The organism is Sphaerisporangium sp. NBC_01403 (genome assembly GCF_045040145.1).
Lineage (GTDB): Bacteria > Actinomycetota > Actinomycetes > Streptosporangiales > Streptosporangiaceae > Sphaerisporangium > Sphaerisporangium viridialbum.
In genome coordinates this window covers 5,411,570-5,436,461 of the sequence record NZ_CP109534.1, presented here as the reverse complement: position 1 = coordinate 5,436,461, position 24,892 = coordinate 5,411,570, and the positions used below count along the sequence as shown (strand labels likewise).

Genomic DNA, 24,892 nt, shown 5'->3' with positions numbered 1-24,892 from the left:
TCGGCGTCAACACTGCGAGTAGAGGACTGTCGAAACCTCCTTTTAGGTCCTTGGTTACGTGATATCGCGACTGAAGGCTTGGTTTCCTCCAAAGTGAGGGAAAGCCCCCCCTTGTCTTGATCGTCGCGGCCGGATCTTCTGTCAAGGTCTCTCCCGTGTCGGGGCGTCCGCTGGCCTTTGTCGGGATTGGTGCGTTGAACGCTTCATCGTGTGGGCCCGATGCCGGTCCCTGTGGAATGACAGCTACTTCCCGTCAACCAGGGGCGCGATCGGGAGTTCGCGGCGGTGTCCTGAGGGCTTGGGCGGGCGAGGATTGACAGGGGGAGTCAGGGCGGAATAGTTGAGCTTGTCGCCAAACTAATCTAGTAGTCGAGGAGGTTCTGACGTGCTGGTTAAACGTCGTCCTGTCGTTCAGCGGGTGCTTGCCTGTCTGGCGATGGTGGCCGCTCTCGTCGCCGGTACGACCCTGCCGGCCCATGCCGCCAACACCTGTACCGCCTACGGGACGATCACCCAGGGCAAGTACTGGATCAACAACAACCTCTGGGGACAGAGTTCGGGCTCGGGCTGGCAGTGCATCTGGGACACCTCCACCTCCGGCAACGCGATCGGCTGGGGGACGTCCTGGGGCTGGTCCGGCCAGTCGAACTCGGTCAAGTCCTACGCCAGCTCGGTGCTCGGCTGGCACTGGGGCTGGAAGAACTCGAACACCGGGTTGCCCATCCAGCTGTCGGCCAACCGGAGCGTCAACACCGGCTGGAACTACAAGGTCACCCAGAACGGCGCGGTCACGATGAACGTGGCCTACGACCTGTGGCTGCACGCGATCTCGAACCCGAGCTACAGCGACAACCCCACCGATGAGGTGATGATCTGGCTCTACCGCTCCGGCGGCGCGGGTCCGGTCGGCACCAAGCAGGCCACCGTCAGCATCGCCGGCACGAGCTGGGACCTCTACCGTGGCAACATCGGCTGGAACGTCTTCTCGTTCGTGCGCACCACCAACACCTCGTCGTCGACGCTCAACCTGCGCGACTTCCTGAACAACCTCGTGTCGCGCGGCTGGATGAGCAACTCCAAGTACCTCACCAGCGTTGAGGCGGGAACCGAGGTGTTCATCGGCACCGGGCAGCTCGACACCAACTCCTACTACGCGAACGTGGCATAGCGTCCAGTCCGACGCCGCGAAGCGGAGGGGGACGGACACCGGCCCGCCCCCTCAGTCGGGGACCGGCCTGGCGTTGTCAGCGTGCCGGGTACTCCTCGTCGAACCACCTGCGCAGCCGGGTGAAGATCGCCTGTAGCGCGCCGCTCTCGATCGCTCCTTGGATCGCGCCGTCGGAGAACCGCTCACCGCGGATGAAGGTGGTGGTCAGGCGGGCGGCGTCGGCCACGGGCGCGTCAGCGAGGCCGTGTGCGTCTGGGAACAAGGGGGTCGTGCGGTGCCATTCCGACCAGTTGAACACCACGACGACGTTCAACTCGTACAGCAGGCCGATGACGGCGTTGATCGCGTCGCTGTAGATGGGGAAAGGGACCTGGACGGAGCCGTCGTCGAGCTTCTGCCCTCCACCCCAGGGCACCTGGAGATCGGCCGGAGTGAGGTCGGCGACGAGCGTGAACAGACGCGCCCATCGTTCGGCCGGCTGGGCGGCGAGCGTCGAGGCGATCTCGCTGTCGCCGGGCCCGGCGTAGCTGAGGGCCCGCTCGAAGGCGGCGTACGCCTCCGGGCTGAACAGGACGAAGCGTACGTCCCTGACCTGCGACGGCGTGGTGCGTACGGTGCTGATCGCGATGCGGGCGGCGTCGTCCGTCGGCCATCCGAAGATCCCGGTGGACACGGCGGGGAAGGCGACGCTGGCCGCGCCGAGCTCGTCGGCGACCCGGAGGGACTCGCGGTAGCAGGAGGCCAGCAGCTCAGAGCGGTCCTCGCTCGGGGAGAAGACCGGGCCGACGGTGTGGACGACCCAGCGGGCCGGTAACTCGCCCGCTGTGGTCGCCACGGCCTTTCCGGTCGGCAGCCCCTTGACGTATCGCGCGTCACGAAGTCGCCGGCATTCGGCGAGGATCGCGGGCCCGCCGCGCCGGTGGATCGCCCCGTCGACCCCGCCGCCGCCCAGGAGTGAGGAGCCGGCGGCGTTGACGACGGCGTCCACCCGCTGCTCGGTGATGTCACCCTGGACCAACGTGATCTTCATGCGCACCGTCACCTTCAGCGCCTGCGGCGCGGTTCGGTGTTTACCGTAGGTTGGCTCCGGTGGTGGCGCGGCGGGCTTCGCGGCGGTCGACGAAGCGGGAGGCGGAGACCTCCAGGCGGGCGAGGAACTCCGAGAGCTCGTCACGGGCCTTCTCCGCCTCGGCGTCGAGGCCGGTGAGGTCGAAGACGGCCCACTGGCGCAGGACGGGCATGAGGACGTCGTCGAGGTGCAGGCGCAGGTCGTAGATTCCCGCGTTGGCGATGGTCATCGCCTTGCGGGTGAAGCCCTCGATGCCGGTGCCGGGCATCTGGAAGGTGGTCACCACGTCGGTGACGGCACGCATGGTCTGGCTGGGGGCGAGCTGGAACGCCGCGTTGAGCAGGTTGCGGTAGAAGAGCATGTGCAGGTTCTCGTCGGCGGCGATCCTGGCGAGCAGGCGCTCGCAGTTCGGGTCCTGGGAGGCCTTGCCGGTGTTGCGGTGGGACACGCGGGTGGCCAGTTCCTGGAAGGAGACGTAGGCCAGTGAGTGCAGCACTCCCTCGTAGGAGTTGCTGAACCCTTCTCCCATGTGCAGCATGCGGGCCCGCTCCAGGGCGACCGGGTCGACCGCGCGCGTGACCGTCAGGTAGTCGCGGATGGCGGTGCCGTGCCTGCCTTCCTCGGCGGTCCACCGGTGCACCCAGGTGCCCCAGGCCGCGTCGCGGCCGAAGGTCGTGGCGATCTCGTGGTGGTAGCTGGGCAGGTTGTCCTCGGTCAGCAGGTTGACGATGAGGGAGACCCGCGCCTCCTCGGGGATCGCCGAATCGGTCTCGGCCCAGGCCTCGCCGCCGAAGATGCCGTCGTAGTCGCGACCCTGCGACCACGGGACGTACTCATGCGGGAACCACTCCTTGGCCACCTTGAGATGCCGGTCCAGCTCCCCGGCCACCACGGGCTCAAGCTCGAACAGCAACTCGGTGTCATTGAACGCGCGCAAAGGACGATCCCCCCGTTTGGCTTACCGAACCGTAACCTACGCTAGCGTAGGTTCGAGGCGGGTGCGTTACGGGGGTTGGGTTCCATCGTCAGCCCGCGTGGTCCCTCTACACCAAGGGCCGCTCGTCCTTCTGCGCCAAGCACCGTCCGTACCTCTGCGCCCAGGACCGTCCGTCCCTCTGAGTCAAGGGGGCGCCGCCCATTCCGCCGGGGGAAAAACCGCGCGTGAGGGGACTGCGTCCTCGTATAGCGTGTTCCGCGTGATTCCGACCTCCCGTAGGGCCGCGTCCGCTGGGGCGGGCCCATGCTGAGCCGGTTGCTCCGTACCTATCTTCGGCCCTACTCGTCGGCGCTGGCCGCCGTAGTGCTGTTCCAGCTGGTCGGCACCATCGCCTCGCTGTACCTGCCGAGCCTGAACGCCGACATCATCGACCAGGGTGTCGCCGCCGGCGACACCGGCTACATCCTGTCCACCGGCGGCTGGATGCTGGCCGTGTCGCTCGTGCAGATCGCCTGCTCGATCGCGGCGGTCTACTACGGGGCGCGCGTGGCGGCGGGGTTCGGACGTGACGTCAGGTCGAGCGTCTTCCACCAGGTGGGCGCGTTCTCCGCCCGTGAGGTCGCCCACTTCGGAGCGCCGTCGCTGATCACCCGCAGCACCAACGACGTGCAGCAGGTGCAGATGCTCGTGGTGATGACCTGCACGATGCTGGTCGCCGCTCCCATCATGGGCCTCGGCGGCATCATCATGGCCCTGCGTCAGGACATCGGCCTGTCGTGGCTGATGCTGGTCTGCGTCCCGGCGCTGCTCATCTCGATCGGCCTGATCGTCACCCGCATGGTCCCGCAGTTCCGCGCGATGCAGACCCGCATCGACCTGGTCAACCAGGTGTTGCGCGAGCAGCTCTCCGGCATCCGCGTCGTGCGGGCCTTCGTACGGGAACGCGAGGAGACCCGCCGGTTCGCCGAGGCGAACGACGCGCTGACCGGCACCGCGCTGCGCGTCGGGCGGCTGACCGCGCTCATCTTCCCCACCGTGATGCTGATTCTCAACGTCTCCAGCGTGGCCGTGCTGTGGTTCGGCGCGGCCCGGGTGGACAGCGGCGAGATGCAGGTCGGCGCCCTCACGGCCTTCCTCATGTACCTCATGCAGATCCTCATGTCGATGATGATGGCCACGTTCATCTCGATCATGATCCCGCGCGCCGCCGTCTGCGCCGAGCGCATCAGCGAGGTGCTCGACACCGAGTCGTCGGTGCGCCCGCCCGAGAATCCCGTACGGCAGGTGCACGGCCGCGCCGAGCTGGAGATGCGCGACGTCGAGTTCCGCTACCCGGGCGCGGCGGCGCCGGTGCTGTCCGGCATCTCGTTCCGCGCCGTCGCGGGACAGACCACCGCCGTCATCGGCAGCACCGGGTCGGGAAAGACCACGCTGGTCTCCCTGGTGCCCCGGCTGTTCGACGCCACGTCCGGCACCGTGTCGGTCGACGGCGTGGACGTCCGCGACCTCGACCCCCAGATGCTCTGGACGCGCATCGGCCTGGTGCCGCAGAAGCCGTACCTGTTCACCGGAACCGTCGCGAGCAACCTGAGGTACGGCAACCCCAACGCCACCGACGAGGAGCTGTGGGAGGCGCTGGAGGTCGCCCAGGCGCGCGACTTCGTCGAGGCGATGCCCGAGGGCCTTGAGGCGCCCATCACGCAGGGCGGCACTAACGTCTCCGGCGGGCAGCGGCAGCGGCTATCGATCGCCCGCGCGCTGGTGAGCAAGCCCGAGATCTACCTGTTCGACGACTCGTTCTCGGCGCTGGACCTGACCACCGACGCCCGGCTGCGCGCCGCCCTGCGCCCGCACACCGCCGAGGCCGCCGTCGTCATCGTCGGACAGCGGGTCTCCACCATCGCCGACGCCGACCAGATCATCGTCCTCGACGACGGCGTGATCGTCGGCATCGGCACCCATGACGAGCTGCTGGACTCCTGCCCGACCTACATCGAGATCGTCGAGTCCCAACTGACCGCGGAGAGCGCAGTATGAGCGACCGGCCAACGGCACCCACGCGACCGCGACCTCCCGCGGGAGGCGGACCCTTCGGGCGGGGGCCCTTCGGAGGCGCGGGGATGCCCGCCGAGAAGTCGATGAACTTCGGGCCCTCCACCCGCCGCCTGCTCCGGCGCCTGAGCCCCGAACGCTCGAAGATCGTGGCCGTGATCGTCCTCGCGGTGGCCAGTGTCGGGTTCGCCGTCGTCGGCCCCAAGATCCTCGGCCGCGCCACGGACGTGATCTTCAGCGGTGTGGTCGGCAGGCAGTTGCCCGCCGGGACGACCACGGAGCAGGCGGTCGAGGCGGCCCGCGCGTCGGGCAACGGCAACTTCGCCGACATGCTCGCGCGGATGGACGTCGTCCCCGGTCACGGCATCGACTTCGGCGCGCTGGGCACGATCCTGGCGTGGGCCCTGGCGCTCTACGTCGCGGCGTCGGTCTTCAGCTGGCTGCAGGGCTACCTGCTCAACGACGTGACGCAGCGCACCGTGTACCGCCTGCGGGCCGACGTCGAGGACAAGCTCAACCGGCTTCCCCTGAAGTTCTTCGACGGCCAGCCGCGCGGCGAGCTGCTCAGCCGGGTCACCAACGACATCGACAACGTGTCGCAGACCCTGCAGCAGACGCTCAGCCAGCTGCTGAGCTCGCTGCTCACCGTGATCGGCGTGCTGGCGATGATGCTGGTGATCTCGCCGCTGCTCGCGCTGATCGCCCTGGTGACCATCCCGCTGTCGATGCTGGTCACCGGGCTGGTGGCGAAGCGCTCGCAGAAGCTGTTCGTCGCGCAGTGGGCCCACACCGGCACGCTGAACGCCCACATCGAGGAGGCCTTCACCGGGCACGAGCTGGTGAAGGTGTTCGGGCGCGGGCCCGAGGTCGAGGAGGTCTTCAGGCAGCGCAACGAGGAGCTGTTCAAGGCCGGCTTCGGCGCGCAGTTCATCTCCGGCATCATCATGCCGATGATGATGTTCATCGGGAACCTCAACTACGTCGCCATCGCCGTCGTCGGAGGCGTGCGGGTGGCCACCGGCTCGATGAGCCTGGGCGACGTCCAGGCGTTCATCCAGTACTCCCGGCAGTTCACCCAGCCGCTGACCCAGGTCGCCTCCATGGCGAACCTTCTGCAGTCGGGCGTGGCGTCCGCCGAGCGGGTCTTCGAGCTGCTGGACGCCGAGGAGCAGGCCCCCGACCCGGCCGACCCTGTGCTGCCCACCGCCCGGCGGGGGCGCGTGGAGTTCGAGGACGTCTCCTTCCGCTACAACGCCGAGCAGCCCCTCATCGAGAACCTGTCGCTGGTGGCCGACCCCGGGCACACCATCGCGATCGTCGGCCCGACCGGCGCGGGGAAGACCACGCTGGTCAACCTCATCATGCGCTTCTACGAGCTGGACGCCGGCCGCATCACCCTGGACGGCGTCGACATCACCGCGATGCGCCGCGAGGACCTGCGCTCGCACATCGGCATGGTGCTCCAGGACACCTGGCTGTTCGGCGGCACGATCCGCGAGAACATCGCGTACGGCAACCCCCAGGCCACCGACGAGCAGGTCCACGCCGCCGCGCGGGCGACGTTCGTCGACCGGTTCGTCCGCACACTGCCCGACGGGTACGACACCGTGATCGACGAGGAGGGCGGCAACGTCAGCGCCGGCGAGAAGCAGCTGCTGACCATCGCCCGCGCCTTCCTCGCCAACCCGTCGCTGCTCATCCTCGACGAGGCCACCAGCTCGGTGGACACCCGCACCGAGGTGCTGGTGCAGCACGCGATGGCGGCGCTGCGCACCGACCGCACCAGCTTCGTCATCGCCCACCGGCTGTCCACCATCCGCGACGCCGACCTCATCCTGGTGATGGACGCCGGAAGCATCGTCGAGCACGGCACCCACGACGAGCTGCTCGCCGCCGGGGGCGCCTACCACCGGCTGTACTCCTCGCAGTTCAGCGGCGCCCTGGTGCCGGCCGACGGCGAGCCGGCCGGTGAAGCGGTGCATTGACCCCTGGGCAGTGGGGGGGTCAGTGGCGGGCGACGGCGGCGAGGATGGCGGGCTTGGCCGGGTCGAAGGCGGCGTCGCCCTCGTAGTCCGGACGCCAGGCCTGCACCGGCACGATGCCCGGCTCCAGCAACGTCATGCCCGCGAGGAGCTCGGCCAGCCGGTCGGCGCCGCGCGAGGTGAGGGAGCCGGTGGTGGTCGAGCGGTAGACCTGCTGGCCGGCCTCGTGCACTTCGGCGCTGACGTCGCCCGCGAAGGCGTGGGTGATGATCAGGTGGCTGCCGGGGGCAAGGCGTTCGCGGATCGTGGCCACGATGCGCGTGACCAGGGCCTCTTCGGGGACGAAGTGCAGCATCGAGACCAGCAGCACGGCGACCGGCCGGTCGAAGTCCAGAGCACTCACGATCTCGGGATGCGCCAGCAGCGCCTCCGGCTCGCGCATGTCGGCCTGCACGACCGTGCTGTGGCGGTGGTCCGCGAGCAGCGCGCGGCCGTGCACCAGAACGATCGGATCATTGTCGGCGTAGACCACCCTGACCTCGGGGTCGACGCGATGCGCGATCTGGTGGACGTTCTCCTGCGTGGGCAGCCCTGATCCGATGTCCAGGAACTGCCGGATGCCCTCGCGGGCCAGCAGGTCGACGACGCGCGCGAGGAACGCGCGGTTCGCCCGCGCCATCTCCCTGATGCCCGGCAGGACGGTGATGAACTGTTCGGCGGCCCGGCGGTCGGCGGCGAAATTGTCCTTGCCGCCCAGGTAGTAGTCGTACATCCGCGCGACGCTCGGGATGGTCGGATCGATGCTCGCCGGAAGGTTGGTGTGTTCGGCCATGCCTGCGCTCTCTGCCGTTCGCGGACCTTCAGCCTACGGCAAATCCAATGCCGTGGATCTTACATACGTCCGATGTCTGTGCATGAGACAGGTGTCCGCGCCGTCACCATAAGGAGTCTCGGTCCACCGGCGTCAGACCTCCTCGGTGGCCCGCTGCTCGCGCCGGGACCGGGCGGGCGGGATCGGGGTCTCCTTCAGGAAGAGGCTCGCCACCAGCGGTACGGCGAGGATGACGGCGGCCACGAGGAACACGTGGTGCAGCACGTCGGCGAGGCCGGCTCGCATGGAACGCTCGACCAGCTCGAACAGCGCTCGCCGTGCCTCGGGAACCTGCTCGCGCAGCCGGCCGGTCTGGGCCGGGTCGAACAGCGTGGAGAGGTCCCGCGCGCCGCCGCCGGTGAGGGTGCGCAGCAGTTCGGGGGGAGCGCTGAGCGTGGCGAGCCTGGAGGCGATCTCGGCGGACAGGCGGTTGGCCATGATGCTGCCGAGCACCACCACCGCCACCGTGCCGCCGAGGTTGCGCCAGAAGTTCACCTGGGCGGTGGCGACCCCCACGACCTCCTTGGCCATCGAGGCCTGGACGACCGCGGTGGACAGCGGCCAGACCAGCCCCATGCCCATGCCGAGCACCACGAGGTCGGCCAGGACGTGCCAGTGCGGGCTGGCCGGCGTCACAGAGGTCAGCATGAGCAGCCCGGCGACCATGGCGGCGAGGCCCGCGGTGCCGATGAACCGGTAGTGGCGCACGCGCGCGATGAGCTGGCCGGACACCGGCGAGGCCACCAGCATGCCGAGCAGCAGCGGGGTGAGCAGGGTGCCCGAGCCCGTCGCGGTCTCGCCGAGCACGCCCTGGTAGAGCAGCGGGATGAACACCGCCAGGCCGTACAGGCCGACGGCGGACAGGCCCGCGATGACCATGGCGATCGTGAACACCGGGTCCAGGAACAGGCCGAGCGGGACGATCGGGTTGGCGACGGCCCGCTCCACGAACAGGAAGACCGGCAGCCCGACCACCGACACCGCGATCAGGCCGAGCATCAGTGGCGACGTCCAGGCGTGGTCGTTGCTGATGGACAGCGCGATCAGGATGGGGACCAGCGCGACGGCCAGCGCCACACAGCCGGCGAAGTCGATGTCACGCCAGCTCCGCCGGGTCGCCACGTACGGCAGGAAGAAGAAGGTGAGCCCGGCCGCGAGGGCGCCGATCGGCACGTTGACGTAGAAGATCCAGCGCCACCCCCAGTTGTCGGTGATGTAGCCGCCGAGCGGCGGCGCGGCCACCACGGACAGGCCGATGATCGCGCTGAGGAGGCCGTGCAGCTTGACCCGCTGGCGCACGGGGTGGATGTCGGCGACCACGGCGAACGTCACCGCGGTCAGGATGCCGCCGAACAGGCCCTGCACACCGCGGAGCAGGATCAGCTGCAGGGTGCTGGTCGAGGCGCCCACCAGCCAGGAGGTGCCGAGGAAGCCGGCCAGGCCGATGAGCACGAGCGGCTTGCGGCCGAACAGGTCGCCGAGCTTGCCGGCGATGGGCATGAGGATGGTCGAGGTCACCAGGTAGGCCGTGACCACCCAGGCGTAGTAGTTCAGCCCTCGCAGGTCGGCGAGGATGCGCGGCATCGCGGTGCCGACGATGGTGCCGTCGAGGGAGACGACCAGCAGGGCGATGGCGACGCCCGCCGTCGCCGCCACCTTGCGCGAGGCGGACAGTCGCGGCCCGTCTTCATCCGCGGGGGGAACCGATGGCTCTTCCCGGGTCATCGCGACCTCCATGGCCCGTCTTCATCCGCCGGGGGGACGGGCGGTTCTTCCTGCGTCATCGCGACCTCCACGGTCGGCGGTATGCGGGGGGCCGGCGGGCGGCGTCCCGCCGGGACCGGGGTCGTTCCGCTTCGCGGTCGCTCGCCTGACGTTCTGCACGAGACGCAGGCACAGGTGCCGTAGCTGGAGCAGCTCCTCGGTGGTGATGCCGTCGGTGATGCCGACCTGGCGCTCCACCTGGGTCGACCAGATCTCGTCGACGCGCTCACGCCCGCGCGCGGTGAGCGTGGCCAGCAGGGAGCGCCGGTCGCCCGGGTCGGGCTCCCGCCGCACCAGCCCGTCCTTCTCCAGGGAGTCGACGAGGCCGGTCAGCGAGGGAGGGGCGATCTCCAGCGCGGCGGCCAGGTGGACGAGGCGCATGCCCCGCGGCTGGCGGCGCAGCACCAGCAGCACCTGGAGGCGGGCCTCGCTCAGCCCGTGGCGCATGGCCCAGCGCTCCAGCGCCCATCGGTTGACGCGGGCCGCCTGGTTGATCGCCGCGAATGCCTCGACCACGGCGAGCGCCTCGTCGCCCAGCTCGTGGCCGACCAGGTCGCGCAGCTGCGGGTTGAACAGCAGGCCGGTGTCGTCGACGGCGAAGCCGGACTCGTCGGGCATCAGACCTCCATATCATTAGGAGCCTAACTATAAGCTTCCTAACTAAATCTCGGCAAGAACACGCCGGACCGGCTTCGAGAGCTTCCTCGGCACCACGAACCACGAGGAGATCGGCTACTTCACGGGCATGAGCCGCCGCCGGCTCGACGCCCGCACCCCTCAGGCCCCATCGAGACCGAGTCGGCGGCCCTCCTACGGCCCCCCACCCGAAGGCAGCCACCGCCGTACCCGCTCACGGTCGATGGCCGCGAGGGTGGCGTCATGGCAGGCTCGTGGGGGAGGTCCAGCCGAGGCGGTAGGACGTCCAGTCGTAGTCCGTGGCGGTGAAGTCGACGTAGAGGGCGACGCCGAAGCGCTCTCGGCCGGCGGCGCCGAGACCGAGGCGGACCCCCTTGATGGCAGCGCTCACGGTCTCGGCGGAGGCGTGGTGGGTCGGGTTCTCGTCGTGGTAGGCGGGCAGCCCCATGAGCAGCCGGGTGCCGGGCGGGACGGCCGCGAGGGCGAGCTCGGTCTGCCGCCGGACGTAGCCGGCGTAGAGAGCCTCGGTCGGCTGCGCCGTGTCGTAGCTCATCACCGCCACCTGGTCGAGACGCCGGGCGACCTGGGTCAGGTAGCCGGGAGTCCACCACTTGGCGTACCCGAGGAGGCGGCCGCCCAGGCTCATGCCCGGCACCGGTTCGACGTGGTGGGCCGACATCGACAGCACGCCGTGGCCGGGCGGTATGGCGGCACGGGTGGCGTCGAGCAGTGTGAGCAGGCCGGGGTCGCCGTCGGGCACCGGCTCGAAGTTGTAGTGGATGCCGTCGAAGCCCGTGGCCAGCGCCTGCCCGGCCGACCGCACGATGTTGGCGCGCACGGCGGGGGAGGAGAGGTCCAGCTCGCCTGGCTCGACCCGCTGCCCGAGCCAGGCGTGTACGCGCAGGCCCGGCATGATGCTGTGAAGCGCGGCGACGGCCCAGGCGGCGCGCGGATACAGGGAGGCGGGCAGGGTGCCGTCGTAGTCCAGCGGCCCGGTGTGCAGATACAGGTCGCTGATGCCGCTGCCCCGGAGCCGGGTGGCGAGCGCGGCCAGCTCGCGGTCGCCCTTGCGCCCGTCCACCCAGGCGTGCCCGAGCCACACCGCGTCCTGGCCGCGCGTGTACGAACGCGGCGCCGGAGTGCCGAGGCTCAGCGCGTACAGCGAGGCGCCGCCCGCCATGAAGATCAGCACAGGAACGGACACGAGCACCACGACCGCCCGCCACACCCGCGACCACCGTCCAGGCACTCCCGCCGCGACGGATCCGGGATCCTCCGGCCCTGTCATCGGAGGCCCGTCGTCGTGGCGATCTTGGTGCTCAGCGTCTCGGTCCCCTCGACGTGACTGCCTCCGCGCGCGGGCCTTGGCGCTCGTACGGCCCTGCGTCCTGGCCGGGCGCGGCCCGCTCGCGATCAGTGATCCGGAACCCCCCGAACCGCCAAGAAGAGTACCGCCCGTACCTGGTCCCCGAGCCCCGGCCGTCGAAGGTTCTCGCTTTCGGGGCCGGTCCGCTAGTTTGACGTTCCCCTACATGGAGGTGCCGCGTGAGCCGTTGGGCCGAGTTGACCGGTGGTGGTTCGGGGGCGGAGTACGCGTCCCGGTTCGCGAGGTTGGCGGACTCGGGGGTGGACGTGCACGGCGAGGCGACGCTGTGCGCGTCGCTGGTACCGGCCGGCGCGCGGGTGCTCGACGCGGGTTGTGGCACCGGGCGGGTGGCGATCCGCATGGCCGAGCTGGGATACGACTGTACGGGCGTGGACCTCGACGTCTCGATGCTCGCGGAGGCCCGGCGACGTGCACCCGAAATGAGCTGGATCGAGGCCGATCTGGCCACCCTCACAGGGCTGCATGGCTTTGACCTGGTGGTCGCGGCGGGCAACGTCATCCCGCTGCTCGCGCCGGGCACGGAGCCCGCCGCCGTCCGGGCTCTGGCCGGGGCGCTGCGTACGGGCGGCCTGCTGGTCGCGGGGTTCGGCCTCGACGCGGCGCACCTGCCGATCCCGCCGAGCGTGGAGCTGGCCGAGTACGACGGCTGGTGTGAGGCGTCCGGCCTGACCCTGGAACACCGCTTCGCCACCTGGGACGCCGCGCCGTACGAGGGCGGCGGCTACGCCGTCAGCGTCCACCGCCGCCCCCTCTGATCCTCCGACCGCCGAACAGCGGCACCCCGTCGCGCCACGCGGCCAGTCGTGGCGGCCTGAGAAGGACTCCCTGAGCGCATCGGTGCGCGGATCAGGGGGCGCCGAAAATGTGAGGCGGTCGCGGAGGGCGATTCGGTACGCTCACCGGGCTCCCTCGGCAACCAGTGCGCCGGCGTCGAAGCTCTCCCTCCAAAGCCGCTTGACCTGCTGAGGTGGGCCGTTCGTGGTGCTGCTTCCGAAGTCGCAGGACCGGTGAAAGAGGGTCGTTTCCAAAGTCGCCTACCTCGGGAAGAGGGTCGTCAGTGGGCAAGATCGCTGTTACCGGGGTCACCGGGAATCTTGGGCGCGTCGTCGTGGAAGACCTCCTGAGCAGGGTCGAGCCCGGTGACGTCGTCGCGGTCGCCCGCACTCCTGAGAAGGCCGCTCACCTCGCCGCCCGTGGTGCCGAGGTCCGGTTCGGCGACTACGACGAGCCCGCTTCCCTCGACGGCGCGCTGGCCGGGGTGGAGGTCCTGCTCCTGGTGTCGGGTCCGGACCTCACACCCGGGGTACGCGTCGCGCAGCACCTCGCGGTGGTCGAGCGGGCCGCCCGGGCAGGGGTGCGGCGCCTCGTCTACACCAGCGGCATCGGCGCCGAGGAGGGGCAGGGCTTCGCCGCGGACCACACCGCGACGGAGAAGGCGGTGGTCGAGACCGGGCTGGCGCACACGTTCCTGCGCAACGCCCTGTACTCGGAGGCGTTCCTCGGCGCCGCGCTGGCCGAGGCCCGGGGGAGCGGCACGGTCACCTCCTCGACCGCCGGCGGGCCCCTCAACACCGCCCGGCTCCGCGACCTGGCCCTCGCGGCGAGCGCCGCCCTCACCGGCACGGGCCACGAGAACGCGACGTACGAGCTGCGCGGGCCGTTGTGGACCTATCCGGAACTGGCCGGAGTGCTCTCGCGGGCCCTGGGCGAGCCGGTCGCGTACCGGGAGGTCTCGGACGCGGAGGCCGGATGGCTCGGGTCCCTGGCCCCGGCGGTGCGCGCCGGCGCGTTCGCCAGGACCGGCCCTGATCTCGCCCGTCTGCTCGGCCGCCCGCCGGCGAGCCTCGAAGACACCGTCACCGCACTCCTCGCCTGACGCCCGCTTCTGCGATGAACCTCGTTGGGCGGGTGGTGCTACGTACCTGGCATGGGCGGGGGAGCGGAGGGGATGGCGTTGCGCCGGGTCGCGGGAGCCGGTCGTCGCGCACGGGCGGGGACGCCGGTCGAGGACGCGGCCGTCCTGGCCAGGGTGGCCGACGGTGACACCGACGCGCTGACGGAGCTGTACGCGCGCTACGGCAAGCCGGTGTTCGCCTTCCTCTATCGCCTGGCCGGTGACAGGGGCACGGCCGAGGAGATCCTCCAGGACACGTGGCTGGCCGTGTGGCGGTCGGCGGGCACGTACCAGAGCCGGTCCAGCGTGAGCACCTGGCTGTTCGGGGTCGCCCGCCGCCAGGCGCACAACCGGCTGCGCGGCGTTCCCCCTCCGGTCGCGGCCGAGCCCACCGCCGACGGGGCGGACTCGGCCCCGGGGCCCGAGGAACTGGCCGTCGGCCGCGACCGGGTGCAGGCCGCGCTGGAACGGCTGCCGCCGGCGCAGCGCGAGGTGGTCGTGCTCGCGTTGCTCGAGGACCTGAGCCACCAGGACATCGCCGAAGTGCTGGGAATCCCGGTCGGCACGGTGAAGAGCCGGCTGCATCACGCTCGCGCGACCCTCAGGGAGTGCATCGATGAACCAACGAGGTGAATGGCCGGAGTTGCGGGGGATCGCGGACGGAATCCCGCCCACGCCCGGCCCCGAGATCCTGCGCGGCGTCCTGCTGAGGTCCCTGCTGGACGGGGCCGTGCCGCCGCCCGTGCCGAGGCCGATGAGGGCCCGGGCGCTGCTCGCGGCCGAGGCCGCGGTCGTGCATCGCGCGGTCTGGCTGACGTCGGCGCTGGTCATGGCGGCCGGTGTGGGGTTCGTCCTCGCCCAAGGGCACATCGCGGAGCCGGTGATGGCCCTCGTCGTGCCGCTCGTCACCGGCATCGGGGTGGCCGGGGCCTTCTCTCCCGAGCGTGACGAGGCCTTCGAGGTCGTGGCCGTCACACCGACGTCCCCGCGCGTCGTGCTGCTGGCCCGGATGACGCTGGTGCTCGGGTACGACCTGGCCCTCGCGCTGCTCGGCTCGGTGGTGCTGTCCCTGGCGGGCCTCACCCCCGCCGGGCTCGGAAGGCTCGTCATGGTCTGGCTCGGGCCCATGGCGCTGCTCGCGGCGCTCGGCCTGCTGCTCTCGGTGTGCTGGAACCCCGACGGGGCGATCGGCGTGGCGCTCGCGGTGTGGATCCTCTACGCGCTGACCTTCACCCCGTGGTCCTTCACCGGACGTCTCGGCGCCTTCTGGCTCACCAGCCCGGCCGCTTACGCCGTCATCCTCGCTCTCGCCGCCGTGCTCGGCGTCGCGGCCGTGGTCGCCGCCGGCCGGGGTGAACCGATCAGGCGTGCCCGCGCAACCCAATGGTCATGAAACGTCTTGACCTCTGGTCGTACGAGATAGGCCGGGCCGGGCCGGCCGCCCTGGTGGTGCCACCGGTCATCGTCCTGCTGACCGGGCTTCTCGCCGTCTTCGGCGGCCGGCTCGGCTCACGGGAGGGCGCCACGGCGTGGATGATCCTCGGGACCGTCGAGGCGGGGTTCCCGCTCGTGACGGGTATCGCGGCGGCCTCGCTGATCGGCCGGGACCACGCCGTGGAACTCCAGCTCACCCTCCCCTCGCGCTACCGGGTGACCCTGCTGCGACGCCTGGCCGTGACGTTCGGGTGGACGGCCGTCTGCGCGTCGGCCGGCTCGGTGCTGTTCATCGCCACGGGCTGGTGGGACGTGCTTCCCGGCACGCCTGACGGCCTGGCGGGCCAGCTCACCTGGCTGGCTCCCACTCTGTGGCTCACGGCGCTCGGGCTGCTCGCGGCCGCCGTCTTCCGGAGCACCGTGGCCGCCACCACGACGGTCGCCATGGTGTGGCTGCTTGAGCAGATCGCCACCGACGCCCTGCGGGGGAACGCCGTCTCCCGGTGGCTCTACCTGTTCGCCACCTCTCATCGCCCGGTTTCGGCCGACTGGCTCGGCAACCGGGTGACCCTGCTGGTGACGGCCATCTTGCTCCTCGTCGCGGCGTGGCCCCTGCTCGGCGACACCGAGCGCGTGCTCGGAGGTGAGACCGAGTGATCGCGACCCTGCGGTACGAGTTCCTCATGCAGGTGCGGCGGCCCGTCCTGTGGATCGTCTACGGGCTGGCCTTCGCGGCGCTGGTAAGCCTGCTGCGGCAGGGGTACGTCGTCCCGACCCCGGGGTCCGGCGACCCGGACGACCCTCGGCCGGCCATGATCGCGGTAAGCGAGACGGTCGTCGCGCTGATGCCCGCCGTCTACGGCTGCCTGCTGGCCGACCGGCTCATCCGTGACCGGCGGCTCGGCGTCGCCGGTGTCCTGGACAGCACTCCGGCGGGGCATACCGGCCGGTTGATCGGCAAGTACCTCGGTGTCTGCGCGGCCACCGCGCTGCCGATCGCGCTCATCCACCTGGGCCGGGCCGTCGCCTTCGCCGTCGCGGAGGGGCGACCGGCCGCGCTGGGCTGGGCGCTGCTCCTCCTCGTGGTGAAGATCGTCCCAGCGCTGCTCTTCGTCGGCGCCCTCGCGCTCGCCGGCCCGTTGCTGGTCCCGCCCTTGCTGTTCCGGGTGCTGTTCGTCGGCTACTGGTTCTGGGGCAACCTCATCCCCGCCAACATGATGCCGACCATTTCCCACACCGTCTTCTCGGCGAACGCCCGCTACGTGGAGTACGGGCTGTTCGGCGACCCGTACGCGGCGCCGGGGGTCGATGCGATCCCGTACGGTCCGCAGGACGGGGCGGCGCTGAACTTCCTTCGCCCGCTCACCTCCCCGGCCGTCGCCGTCCTCTGGATCGGCGTGATGCTCGCCATGGCGGCGGCCGTGCTCCTCCTCGCCCGCCTCCACGCCATCCGTACGGAGTCCTGACATGCGTATCGAGATCGCCCGCCTGACCAAGACCTACAAGGGCGATGTGCACGCCCTCGACGGGGTGGACCTCGACGTGCCGACCGGCATGTACGGGCTGCTCGGATCGAACGGGGCGGGGAAGACCACCCTCATGCGGATCCTGGTGGGGCTGCTGAAGCCCACCGCGGGGACGGTCCGCGTCGGCGGGCACGATGTGACCACCCCGGACGGGCTGCTCGCCGTGCGGCGGGCCCTCGGCTACCTCCCTCAGGACCTCGGGGTCTATCCCGACCTGACCGCACGGCGGTTCCTCGACTACATCGCCCTGCTCAAGGGGCTCGACGCCCGCGACTTCCGGCGGCGGCGGGTCGGCGAGCTGCTGGAGGTGGTGGGGCTGTCCGACGTCGCCGACCGCAGGCTCAAGGGCTTCTCCGGGGGGATGCTGCGACGGGTCGGCATCGCCCAGACACTGCTCGCCGATCCCCGCCTGCTCGTCGTGGACGAGCCCACGACCGGGCTGGACCCCGAGGAGCGCATCCGCTTCCGCACGCTGCTCTCCCAGCTCGCCGGGGACCGCACGGTGCTGCTCAGCACGCACATCGTCGAGGACGTGGCGCAGACCTGCCGTTTCCTGGCGGTGATGACCAAGGGCCGTGTGGTCTTCAGGGGCGGCGTCGGCGAGCTGGTGGCGCAGGCGGACCGGCGGGTGTGGACGGTCACCACGACGGGCCCCGAGCCGGCGCGCGGAACGATCGTGGCCGCGCTGCCGGAGGGCGCGGGGATGCGCTACCGCGTCGTCGCGGCCTCGCGGCCCGATCCGTACGCCGAGCCCGCCGAGCCGACGCTGGAGGACGGCTACCTCGCCCTCATGGAGGCCGGCCGCTAGGAGCGGACCCGCCGCCGCGCCGTACGGGCGCACGTACCTCGCGTACGTGCGCCCGTACGGCGTTTTGGGGTGTTTGCGGTCTTTGTGGCGTCTCGTCATGTGAGACACGACTTGACTGCTATATTACCTACCTGAAATATAGGTATTGTGCCGAAAGTGACCTTGACCGCCCGGCGCGTGATCGACTTCATGTACGTGGACAGCAGCCTCTGTCGGTGAACGTGGTCCGTCTCGCGCGTGGGTCGCGCTGGAGACGTCTCTCCTGATCCCCATCTCTTCTGGTCGCCCCTGGTCGCAGGGGTCTCTCGCCGTGCCCGGTGGCAGGACGCCGCCGGTCGCGACCGCCGCTACATCCCACTGTCTAAGGGGCTCGTCATCATCATGTGGAATCGCCATCTCCTGGATCCCCGGCCTCGCCGCCGCGTGCGCGCCGCGGTCGTGGCCCTGGCCATCTCGCTCGCCGGCCTCGCCACCGCCTGCGGCACGCCTTCCGCGGCCGGCGAGGAATCCTCGTCCGGAGGGGGGACGGGGGCGGTGCTCAAGCTCCAGGACCCCGGCAACGCGGGCCCCCTCGCCTACGCCAAGCGCGAGGGCATCCTCGAGAAGCGGCTCAAGGCGGTCGGCGCCTCGGTCGAGTGGGGCGGCTCCTACGCCTCGTTCACCGCCACCATCGACGCGGTCCACTCCGGTTCGGTGAACGTGCTGGCCGGGGCCATCTCGCCCGCCGTCGGCTATCTGGCGAACAGCCCGGACATCAAGATCTTCTCGGTGACCGACCCGATCACCGACCCGGCCGCCCCGCAGACCGACGGCCTGGTCGTGGCCCCCGACAGCCCGGTCAAGTCGGTCAAGGACCTGGTGGGCAAGCAGGTGGCCGTGAACAAGGGGGGCAAGGGCGAGTACCTGCTCCTGCTCGCCCTGGAGAAGGCCGGGGTCCCGGTCGACCAGGTCAAGCGGGTGTATCTCAACCCCGACCAGGGCGCGTCGGCGTTCGCGACCGGCAAGGTGGACGCCTGGTGGGCGATCGTCAAGGCCTACCCCGAGGTGGTCGCCAAGGGTGCGCGGGTGATCGTGCACGGCCGCGACCTCGACGACAGGGACCTGACCATCGCCGCCGCGCGCGACGAGCTGCTCGACCGGCACCCCGAGGCGGTACGCGTCTACCTGGACGTGCTGCGGGAGCTGACCGCAGAGGCCAAGAAGGAGCCGGAGAAGTTCGAGAACGTCTTCCTCAAGCAGGGACCGACGGCCGTCACCGGTCCTCGGCTGGAGCTGGACATCGCCACCGCTAAGTACGCGAACATCCCCCGCACCGTGACAAAGGACGACGGCGCCAACATCCAGGAGGTCGCCGGCCTGTTCCAGAAGTACGGCGTGGTGTCGGGCTCCATCGACCCGGCGGACGTGCTCTTCGACCTCGACGCGGCCGGGTCCTCATCGCCCGCCGCGTCCGGGTGACCGCCATGACCCTGGAGAGAGTCCACCCGGTGGACCAGACGGCGACCCGTCCGGCCGATGAGAGCGCCGGGCTGGAGGTTCCGAGGTTCCTCGGTTCGCGCCGCCGCCCGGCGGCCCTGTCGGCGGGCGTGCGCATCGGCGTGCCGCTGCTGCTGCTCCTCGCCTGGTGGTACGGGGCGGGCAGCGGGCGCATCCCCCCGGACGTGCTGGCCGGGCCCGCCTCGGTGCTCGCCGCCCTGCGCGAGCTGGCCGCGACCGGCCAGCTCGCCGAGTACCTGCTCGCCTCGGCGCAGCGGGCCGGGCTGGGCGTGCTGGTCGGCGGGGGGATCGGGCTGCTGCTCGGGGTCGCCGCCGGCATCTCGGCGCTCGGCGAGGAACTGGTCGACCCGACGATGCAGATGATGCGCGCCGTGCCGTTCCTCGCGCTGGTGCCGCTCTTCATCTCGTGGTTCGGGGTAGGCGAGACGTTCAAGATCGTGCTAATCGCAGTGGCGGCGGCCATCCCGATGTACGCCTACACCTACCTCGGCGTGCGGAACGTCGACCGCAAGGTCGTCGAGGCGGCGCGCGGCTTCGGCCTGCGTGGCCACCGGCTCGCGCTCGGCGTCATCATCCCGAGCGCCCTGCCCAACATCCTGATGGCGCTGCGCATCTGCCTGTCGGTCTCGCTCACCGGCCTGATCGCGGCCGAGCAGGTCGGCGCCACCGAGGGCATCGGCTACCTGGTCACGCTGGCGCAGCAGTACTTCAGGCCCGACTACATGGTGCTCTGCATCCTCATCTACGCCGTCCTCGGGCTGGTCTTCGACGCCGTGATCCGGCTGGTGGAGCGGCTCGCCATGCCCTGGCGCGGGCACGTGGTCGCCCGATGAACCCAAAGGACGAGATGAGCGAGCCGGCGCGCGACCTGGCCGTGCGCATCAGCGGGCTGAGCAAGGCCTTCGGCGCCAAGACCGTGCTCTCCGGCATCGACCTTTCGATCCGCAGGGGCGAGTTCTTCGCCCTCCTCGGCCCGAGCGGCACGGGCAAGACCACCCTGCTGCGCATCCTGGCGGGCCTGGACCTCCCCGACGAAGGGACCGTGCTCGCCGCTCCCCGCCGTACGACCGTCTACCAGGAGCCCCGGCTGATCCCCGCCAGGAGGGTGCTCGCCAACGTCACCCTCGGCCTCCCGTCCTCCGCCCGCGAGGCCGGGCGCCGGGCCCTGGCCGAGGTCGGGCTGGACGGGTACGGCGGGGCGTGGCCGGCGACCCTGTCCGGAGGCGAGGCGCAGCGCGTGGCCCTCGCCAGGGCACTGGTCCGCGATCCGGAGGTGCTGCTGCTCGACGAGCCGTTCGCCGCGCTGGACGCGCTGACCCGGCTCCAGATGCAGGAGCTGGTCGCCGAGCTGTGCGCGCGGCACCGCCCGGCCGTCGTCCTGGTCACCCACGACGTGGACGAGGCCGTACGGCTGGCGGACCGGGTCGTGGTGCTGCGGGAGGGGGCGCTGGCGGTCGACAGGACGATCGACCTGCCCCATCCCCGGGACCGCGACAGCCCTCCTTTCGCCGAGTACCGCCGCCTGTTCCTGAACCACCTCGGCGTCGTCACCGCCTCGCACTAGACGTATCGCCAACGAGCCGATGAGGAGACACATGTCATCCATAGACAAGATCTGGTACACCCGCTGCCCCGTGCCCACCGCCAGCGGCCTGGCCCACAACCAGGGCTGGCTGGCCGAGGAGTTCCAGGCGGCCGGCCTTGCGGTCGGCATCCTCCAGGACGCGGGACCTGAGCTGGCCCAGCACCATTTCGACCACCAGCTGCTCGGGCTGTTCCGGGAGGGCGGCAACGTCCCCGCGCTCGCCGCGCGGTCGGCGGGCGCCCCGACCCGGCTGATCGGCCTGACCTGGATCGAGGAGTGGCAGTCCATCCTGGTCAGGGCGGACTCCGGCATCACCGGGGCGGCCGGCCTCGCCGGTGCCAGGGTGGCGCTCCCCGCGTGGGCCGAGACCAGGGCCAAGAGCTTCCCCAGGGCCATGGCCCTGCACGGGACCAAGGGCGCGCTGGCGCAGGGCGGGCTGACCCTCGACGACGTCACGTTCGTGGAGGTGGCCGCCCCGACCAGGCCGTCGGTCGGCCGGGACGCAGGCCGGGACACAGACGGCCGCGCGTTCTCCTGGCCCGGCATCGCCGAGCTCGCCCGCGGCGAGGTGGACGCGGTGTACGCCAAGGGGGCGCGGGCCGCGGAGCAGGCCAAGGAGATAGGCGCCGTGGTGGCCGTCGACCTGGACGCGCACCCCGACCGCCGTACGCGGGTCAACAACGGCACCCCGAGGCCGATCACCGTGCACGAGCGGCTGCTGGACGAGCACCCCGACCTGGTGGTGGGGTTCCTGGCCCAGACCCTGCGCGCCGCGGACTGGGCGGAGGGCAACCTCGATCGGGTGCGCGAGATCCTGGCCGGCGAGACGCGGTCCGGGGCGGAGGCCGTGGAGACCGCCTACCGGGGCGACTTCCACCACTCGCTCCACCCCGACCTGTCGCGGGAACGGCTGGACCTGCTGCGCGTCCAGAAGGACTTCCTGCTGGTGCACGGCTTCCTCGACGCCGACGTGGACCTCGACGCGTGGGTGGCGCCCGAGCCCCTCGAACTGGCCCGCGGGCGCCTCGCCGCACAGGCCGCGGGGGTGGGTGCGTGATGGGCGGGCACCCGGACTTCCTGATCACCGTGCCGACCCGGGGCGACGGGCGCGACCCCGGGCGCGGGGACCGGGGCGACTGGCGGCCCGGCGCGCGGCGCCCGCTGCCCTCGCTCGTCACCGATCCGCGGCCGGGCGCCTTCGGGCCGTTCGACCACCTCGCGCAGATCGGCAGGGCCGCGGAGATCGCCGCCCTCGGCGGCGCGCTGGTGCCGTTCGACCCGGCGGGCGAGGAGTCGCTGGTGGTCGCGGCCGGGCTGCTCCGGCAGAGCCGTCACCTGCGCGTCGTGGCCGGGTTCCATCCCGGCGTGGCCACGCCGGTGTACGCGGCCAAGTTCTCGGCCTCGCTCCAGCGGTTCACCGGCGACCGGCTCGGCTGGCAGCTCGACGTCGACCTGGACCCGGCCGTCGCGCGCTCGCAGGGCGACCACCTGCGAGGCGCCGACCGCTATGCGAGGGCCGACGAGTTCCTCACCGTGGCGAGGGGCGTGTGGCACGAGGAGGGCTACACCTACGAGGGCCGCTTCTACCAGGTGCTCGCGGGCGGCTTCCAGCCGCCGAACTCGGGCCTGCCCTTCCCGCGCGTCCACCTGACCGGCACCTCGCCGGAGGCGCTGGCGCTCTCGGCCCGCCACGCCGACGTCCACCTGTTCACCCCGGACCAGGACGTCCAGGCGGGCATCGAAGAGCTGGCCGCGCTCGCCGAGGCGCAGGGACGCCGCGTCGGGTACGGCCTGCGGATTCCCGTCCTCGCGCGAGATGACGACGACGAGGCCTGGGACGAGGCCCGGCGGCTCTGGGTGCTCACCGGGGGTGAGGAGGCGGGCCTGCCGGACCCTGACCCGCGCACCCGCCTGTGGCCCGGTTTCGCCCGGATCAGCGGTGACGGTTCCGGCTCGTCCGGTCTGGTCGGCTCGTACGAGACCGTCGCGGCCGGGATCCGCGGCTACCTCGGCCAGGGCGTCACCACGTTCGTCCTGGAAGCGCGGCCCGCCATCGAGGAGACCTACCGGCTGGGCGAGCGGCTGCTGCCGCTGTTCGCGAAGGAGATCGAGCATGCCCATTGACATCTACTGGCGTATCGGCACCCACGGCGACCAGCAGTCGCTGCGCCGCCGGGTGACCAGCCGGGGGGAGTGGGCGCCGGTCGTGCCGGGCAGCCTGACCCCCGGCGTGCGGGACGGCCGCCGCGACGGGTACTCCTACGTCGACCACATGGCCGACGTGGCGAGGGCGTCGGAGATCTCGGGGTTCGTCGGCGGCCTGCTGCCGTCGTTCCCCTTCACCGACGACCCGTGGGCCACGGCCGCCGCGCTGGCCCGCGAGACCACGACCTACCGGTTCATGATCGCCTACCAGCCGGGCTTCCTGCACCCGGTGCAGGCGGCGCGGATGTCGGCGAGCCTCCAGCGGGCGACCGGCGGGCGGGTCGTGTACAACATCATCTCCGGCGGCGGCGGCCCGGCCCAGCTCTGGTGGGGCGACAAGGTCGACCACGACGACCGCTACGCCCGCACCTCGGAGTTCCTCGACGTGCTCAAGGGCGTGTGGAACGGCGGCCCGTTCGACTACCAGGGCCGGTTCTACCAGGTCGAGGGGGCGGGCCTGCCCGAGCCGCTCGCGCGGCAGCCCTTCCCTGAGATCTACTTCTCCGGCTCGTCCAAGGCCGCGATCGAGGCGGCCGGGCGGCACGCCGACTACTACCTGTCGTGGCTGGAGCCCTTCCCCGAGCTGGCGGCCAAGTTCGCCCAGGTGCGCGAGCACAGCTCGGCGATCGGGCGCTCGCCGAAGTTCGCCGTGCGCATCGACGTGCTGGCCCGCGAGACCGAGGAGGCGGCCTGGGACGAGATCCGGCGCGGCTGGGAGCACGTCGACCCGGCGGCGCTCCGCGGCCCCGACGGCGACTCCGTCGGGTGGCTGCGCAGCCAGTCGTTCGTCTCCTGGCCGGTACGCGAACCCCGGGAGCTGGAGGTGTCGCCCAACGTCTGGGGCGGCTTCCACCTGCTCCGCGGCGGCCCCGCGTTCGGGCTGGTGGGCAGCTACCAGCAGGTCGCCCAGCGGCTCGACGAGCTGATCGGCATCGGCGTCGACGCGTTCATCCTCGCCGGCGTGCCTCACCTGGAGGAGGCGTACCGGGTCGGCGAGGAGGTGCTCCCGCTGCTGCGCGGCCACGACATCCGCCACAACTCCCCGCTTTCCACTTCGAAAGGATCCATCTGATGAGCGTTCGCGTCGGCTACTTCCCCAACAACAACTCGCTGTGGGTGCTGCGCCACCGCGGCATCCTGGAGCGTTCCCTTCCCGACGTGGAATGGGTCGACCTGCGCAGCCTGCCCGCCGGGGACCGTCCCGCCCCCACCGACGGGCTGCCCTCCGCGCACGGTGACCACCTGTTCGACGGGGGCTACGACTTCATCGGCACCGGCTCCACGCCCCCGGTCACCGCCCAGGGCAAGGGCCTCGACATCGTGTACGTGGCGGTCTCCGGCTCGCGGCACGAGAACGGGCGGCTCGTCGTCCACGAGGACTCGCCCATCACCTCCCTCGCGGACCTCGCGGGCAGGCGGGTCGCGCTCGGGCACGGCTCCTGGCAGACCACCCTGCTGCTGTTCGCCCTCGACCGGGCCGGGCTGACCTGGAAGGACATCGAGCCGGTGGACGCCTACGGGGACGCCGCCCAGCTGTTCCTCGACCGGGAGGTCGACGCCTGGGTGGGCTCGTACCCCGCGCTCACCAGGGTCGAGCGGGAGGCCTCCGTCAGGGAGCTCGTCGAGACGGAGGGGCTGTTCAGCCACCGCTCGCTGTGGTTCACCCGCCGCGACTTCGCCGAGGGACGTCCGGAGGAGCTCGCCGCCATCGTGGCGGCCCTGCAGGAGTCCGACGCCTGGATCCGGCAGAACCCCCGGGCCGCGGCCGAGCTGTTCGCGGCCGAGGACGGCGGGGACGTGGACGCCTGGGAGCACGCCCTGCGCACGCGCCCGTTCGGGCTGCACCCCGTCAGCGAGGACTTCGTCGCCGAGCAGCAGCGTGCGGCCGACCTCTTCCACGCCAGCGGCCTGATCGACCGGAAGATCAGCGTGGCCGAGGCCGTCCTCCCGGAGATCGGCCGCCTGGTCGAGTCCACCAGGGCCTGACGAGTTCCCGGTATCCTGTGACGCCGTAGCGGTTCATGATCGTCACGGTGACCGCGCGACGGGCCCGGCCCGTCGCGCGGTCACCGGAGCG

23 protein-coding genes and 1 pseudogene are annotated in these 24,892 nt (G+C 71.2%); 17 read left to right on the top strand and 7 right to left on the bottom strand.

All coding sequences use genetic code 11. The annotated features are described in order from the left end of the window. The first annotated feature begins 385 nt into the window (after positions 1-385). Positions 386-1,168, top strand: coding sequence for a GH12 family glycosyl hydrolase domain-containing protein (locus OG589_RS24355; RefSeq protein ID WP_405139828.1), 783 nt, complete (start codon positions 386-388; stop codon positions 1,166-1,168). A gap of 76 nt (positions 1,169-1,244) precedes the next feature. Here OG589_RS24355 and OG589_RS24350 read toward each other — a convergent pair whose 3' ends face one another. From OG589_RS24350 to OG589_RS24340, 3 genes and pseudogenes are all read right to left on the bottom strand, one after another. Beyond that, positions 1,245-1,670, bottom strand: a complete 426-nt coding sequence (locus OG589_RS24350; protein WP_405152112.1) for a DUF6508 domain-containing protein — start codon at positions 1,668-1,670, stop codon at positions 1,245-1,247. Between the two features lie 24 nt (positions 1,671-1,694). Continuing rightward, positions 1,695-2,198, bottom strand: a pseudogene (locus tag OG589_RS24345) (O-acetyl-ADP-ribose deacetylase); the annotation flags it as partial. 40 nt (positions 2,199-2,238) lie between these two features. Continuing rightward, positions 2,239-3,174 (bottom strand): acyl-ACP desaturase, encoded by a 936-nt coding sequence (locus OG589_RS24340; RefSeq protein WP_405139826.1) that lies wholly within the window; start codon positions 3,172-3,174, stop codon positions 2,239-2,241. A 315-nt stretch (positions 3,175-3,489) separates the two neighbouring features. Here OG589_RS24340 and OG589_RS24335 point away from each other — a divergent pair, with 315 nt between their 5' ends. Both OG589_RS24335 and OG589_RS24330 read left to right on the top strand, forming a co-directional pair. After that, positions 3,490-5,211, top strand: coding sequence for an ABC transporter ATP-binding protein (locus tag OG589_RS24335; RefSeq protein WP_405139824.1), 1,722 nt, complete (start codon positions 3,490-3,492; stop codon positions 5,209-5,211). An 83-nt stretch (positions 5,212-5,294) separates the two neighbouring features. Continuing rightward, a complete protein-coding gene (locus tag OG589_RS24330) occupies positions 5,295-7,211 on the top strand; it encodes an ABC transporter ATP-binding protein (RefSeq protein WP_405139822.1) in 1,917 nt (638 codons plus the stop codon). A gap of 19 nt (positions 7,212-7,230) precedes the next feature. On the opposite strand, the gene OG589_RS24325 is transcribed toward OG589_RS24330, so the two are convergent. From OG589_RS24325 to OG589_RS24310, 4 genes are all read right to left on the bottom strand, one after another. Then, positions 7,231-8,040, bottom strand: a complete 810-nt coding sequence (locus OG589_RS24325; protein WP_405139820.1) for an SAM-dependent methyltransferase — start codon at positions 8,038-8,040, stop codon at positions 7,231-7,233. Positions 8,041-8,172: 132 nt separating this feature from the next. Then, positions 8,173-9,804 (bottom strand): DHA2 family efflux MFS transporter permease subunit, encoded by a 1,632-nt coding sequence (locus OG589_RS24320; RefSeq protein WP_405139819.1) that lies wholly within the window; start codon positions 9,802-9,804, stop codon positions 8,173-8,175. 21 nt (positions 9,805-9,825) lie between these two features. After that, positions 9,826-10,461 carry a MarR family winged helix-turn-helix transcriptional regulator gene (locus tag OG589_RS24315; protein ID WP_405139817.1) on the bottom strand — a complete coding sequence of 212 codons (636 nt, stop codon included), beginning with the start codon at positions 10,459-10,461 and terminating at the stop codon, positions 9,826-9,828. 259 nt (positions 10,462-10,720) lie between these two features. Next, positions 10,721-11,767, bottom strand: a complete 1,047-nt coding sequence (locus OG589_RS24310; RefSeq protein ID WP_405139815.1) for a hypothetical protein — start codon at positions 11,765-11,767, stop codon at positions 10,721-10,723. Between the two features lie 257 nt (positions 11,768-12,024). On the opposite strand from OG589_RS24310, the gene OG589_RS24305 reads away from it, so the two are divergent. From OG589_RS24305 to OG589_RS24240, 14 genes are all read left to right on the top strand, one after another. Continuing rightward, the gene (locus tag OG589_RS24305; protein WP_405139814.1) at positions 12,025-12,621 is read left to right on the top strand and encodes a class I SAM-dependent methyltransferase; all 597 of its coding nucleotides are present in this window, start codon (positions 12,025-12,027) and stop codon (positions 12,619-12,621) included. A 302-nt stretch (positions 12,622-12,923) separates the two neighbouring features. Beyond that, on the top strand, positions 12,924-13,742 hold the full coding sequence (locus tag OG589_RS24300) for an NAD(P)H-binding protein (protein WP_405139812.1): 819 nt from the start codon (positions 12,924-12,926) through the stop codon (positions 13,740-13,742). Between the two features lie 51 nt (positions 13,743-13,793). After that, positions 13,794-14,393, top strand: a complete 600-nt coding sequence (locus tag OG589_RS24295; RefSeq protein WP_405139810.1) for an RNA polymerase sigma factor — start codon at positions 13,794-13,796, stop codon at positions 14,391-14,393. After that, complete coding sequence (locus OG589_RS24290; RefSeq protein ID WP_405139808.1) at positions 14,377-15,153, top strand: hypothetical protein; 777 nt, start codon at positions 14,377-14,379, stop codon at positions 15,151-15,153. Before OG589_RS24295 ends, OG589_RS24290 begins: the two co-directional genes overlap by 17 nt. Beyond that, positions 15,150-15,851: a hypothetical protein gene (locus tag OG589_RS24285; protein WP_405139806.1), complete on the top strand. Its 702-nt coding sequence runs from the start codon at positions 15,150-15,152 to the stop codon at positions 15,849-15,851. The genes OG589_RS24290 and OG589_RS24285 overlap by 4 nt, the downstream gene beginning before the upstream one ends. After that, positions 15,848-16,660 carry a hypothetical protein gene (locus tag OG589_RS24280; RefSeq protein ID WP_405139804.1) on the top strand — a complete coding sequence of 271 codons (813 nt, stop codon included), beginning with the start codon at positions 15,848-15,850 and terminating at the stop codon, positions 16,658-16,660. Before OG589_RS24285 ends, OG589_RS24280 begins: the two co-directional genes overlap by 4 nt. A 1-nt stretch (position 16,661) precedes the next feature. Beyond that, positions 16,662-17,528, top strand: a complete 867-nt coding sequence (locus tag OG589_RS24275) for an ATP-binding cassette domain-containing protein (protein ID WP_405139802.1) — start codon at positions 16,662-16,664, stop codon at positions 17,526-17,528. Positions 17,529-17,909: 381 nt separating this feature from the next. Next, the gene (locus OG589_RS24270) at positions 17,910-18,986 is read left to right on the top strand and encodes an ABC transporter substrate-binding protein (protein ID WP_405139800.1); all 1,077 of its coding nucleotides are present in this window, start codon (positions 17,910-17,912) and stop codon (positions 18,984-18,986) included. A 5-nt stretch (positions 18,987-18,991) separates the two neighbouring features. Next, positions 18,992-19,858, top strand: coding sequence for an ABC transporter permease (locus tag OG589_RS24265; protein ID WP_405139798.1), 867 nt, complete (start codon positions 18,992-18,994; stop codon positions 19,856-19,858). Between the two features lie 14 nt (positions 19,859-19,872). Further along, positions 19,873-20,589, top strand: a complete 717-nt coding sequence (locus OG589_RS24260; RefSeq protein WP_405139796.1) for an ABC transporter ATP-binding protein — start codon at positions 19,873-19,875, stop codon at positions 20,587-20,589. Between the two features lie 31 nt (positions 20,590-20,620). Continuing rightward, complete coding sequence (locus OG589_RS24255; protein ID WP_405139795.1) at positions 20,621-21,667, top strand: ABC transporter substrate-binding protein; 1,047 nt, start codon at positions 20,621-20,623, stop codon at positions 21,665-21,667. Further along, complete coding sequence (locus tag OG589_RS24250) at positions 21,667-22,734, top strand: LLM class flavin-dependent oxidoreductase (protein WP_405139793.1); 1,068 nt, start codon at positions 21,667-21,669, stop codon at positions 22,732-22,734. Before OG589_RS24255 ends, OG589_RS24250 begins: the two co-directional genes overlap by 1 nt. Further along, positions 22,724-23,887, top strand: a complete 1,164-nt coding sequence (locus OG589_RS24245) for an LLM class flavin-dependent oxidoreductase (protein WP_405139791.1) — start codon at positions 22,724-22,726, stop codon at positions 23,885-23,887. Before OG589_RS24250 ends, OG589_RS24245 begins: the two co-directional genes overlap by 11 nt. After that, positions 23,887-24,801: an ABC transporter substrate-binding protein gene (locus OG589_RS24240; RefSeq protein WP_405139789.1), complete on the top strand. Its 915-nt coding sequence runs from the start codon at positions 23,887-23,889 to the stop codon at positions 24,799-24,801. Before OG589_RS24245 ends, OG589_RS24240 begins: the two co-directional genes overlap by 1 nt. Positions 24,802-24,892 lie beyond the last annotated feature (91 nt).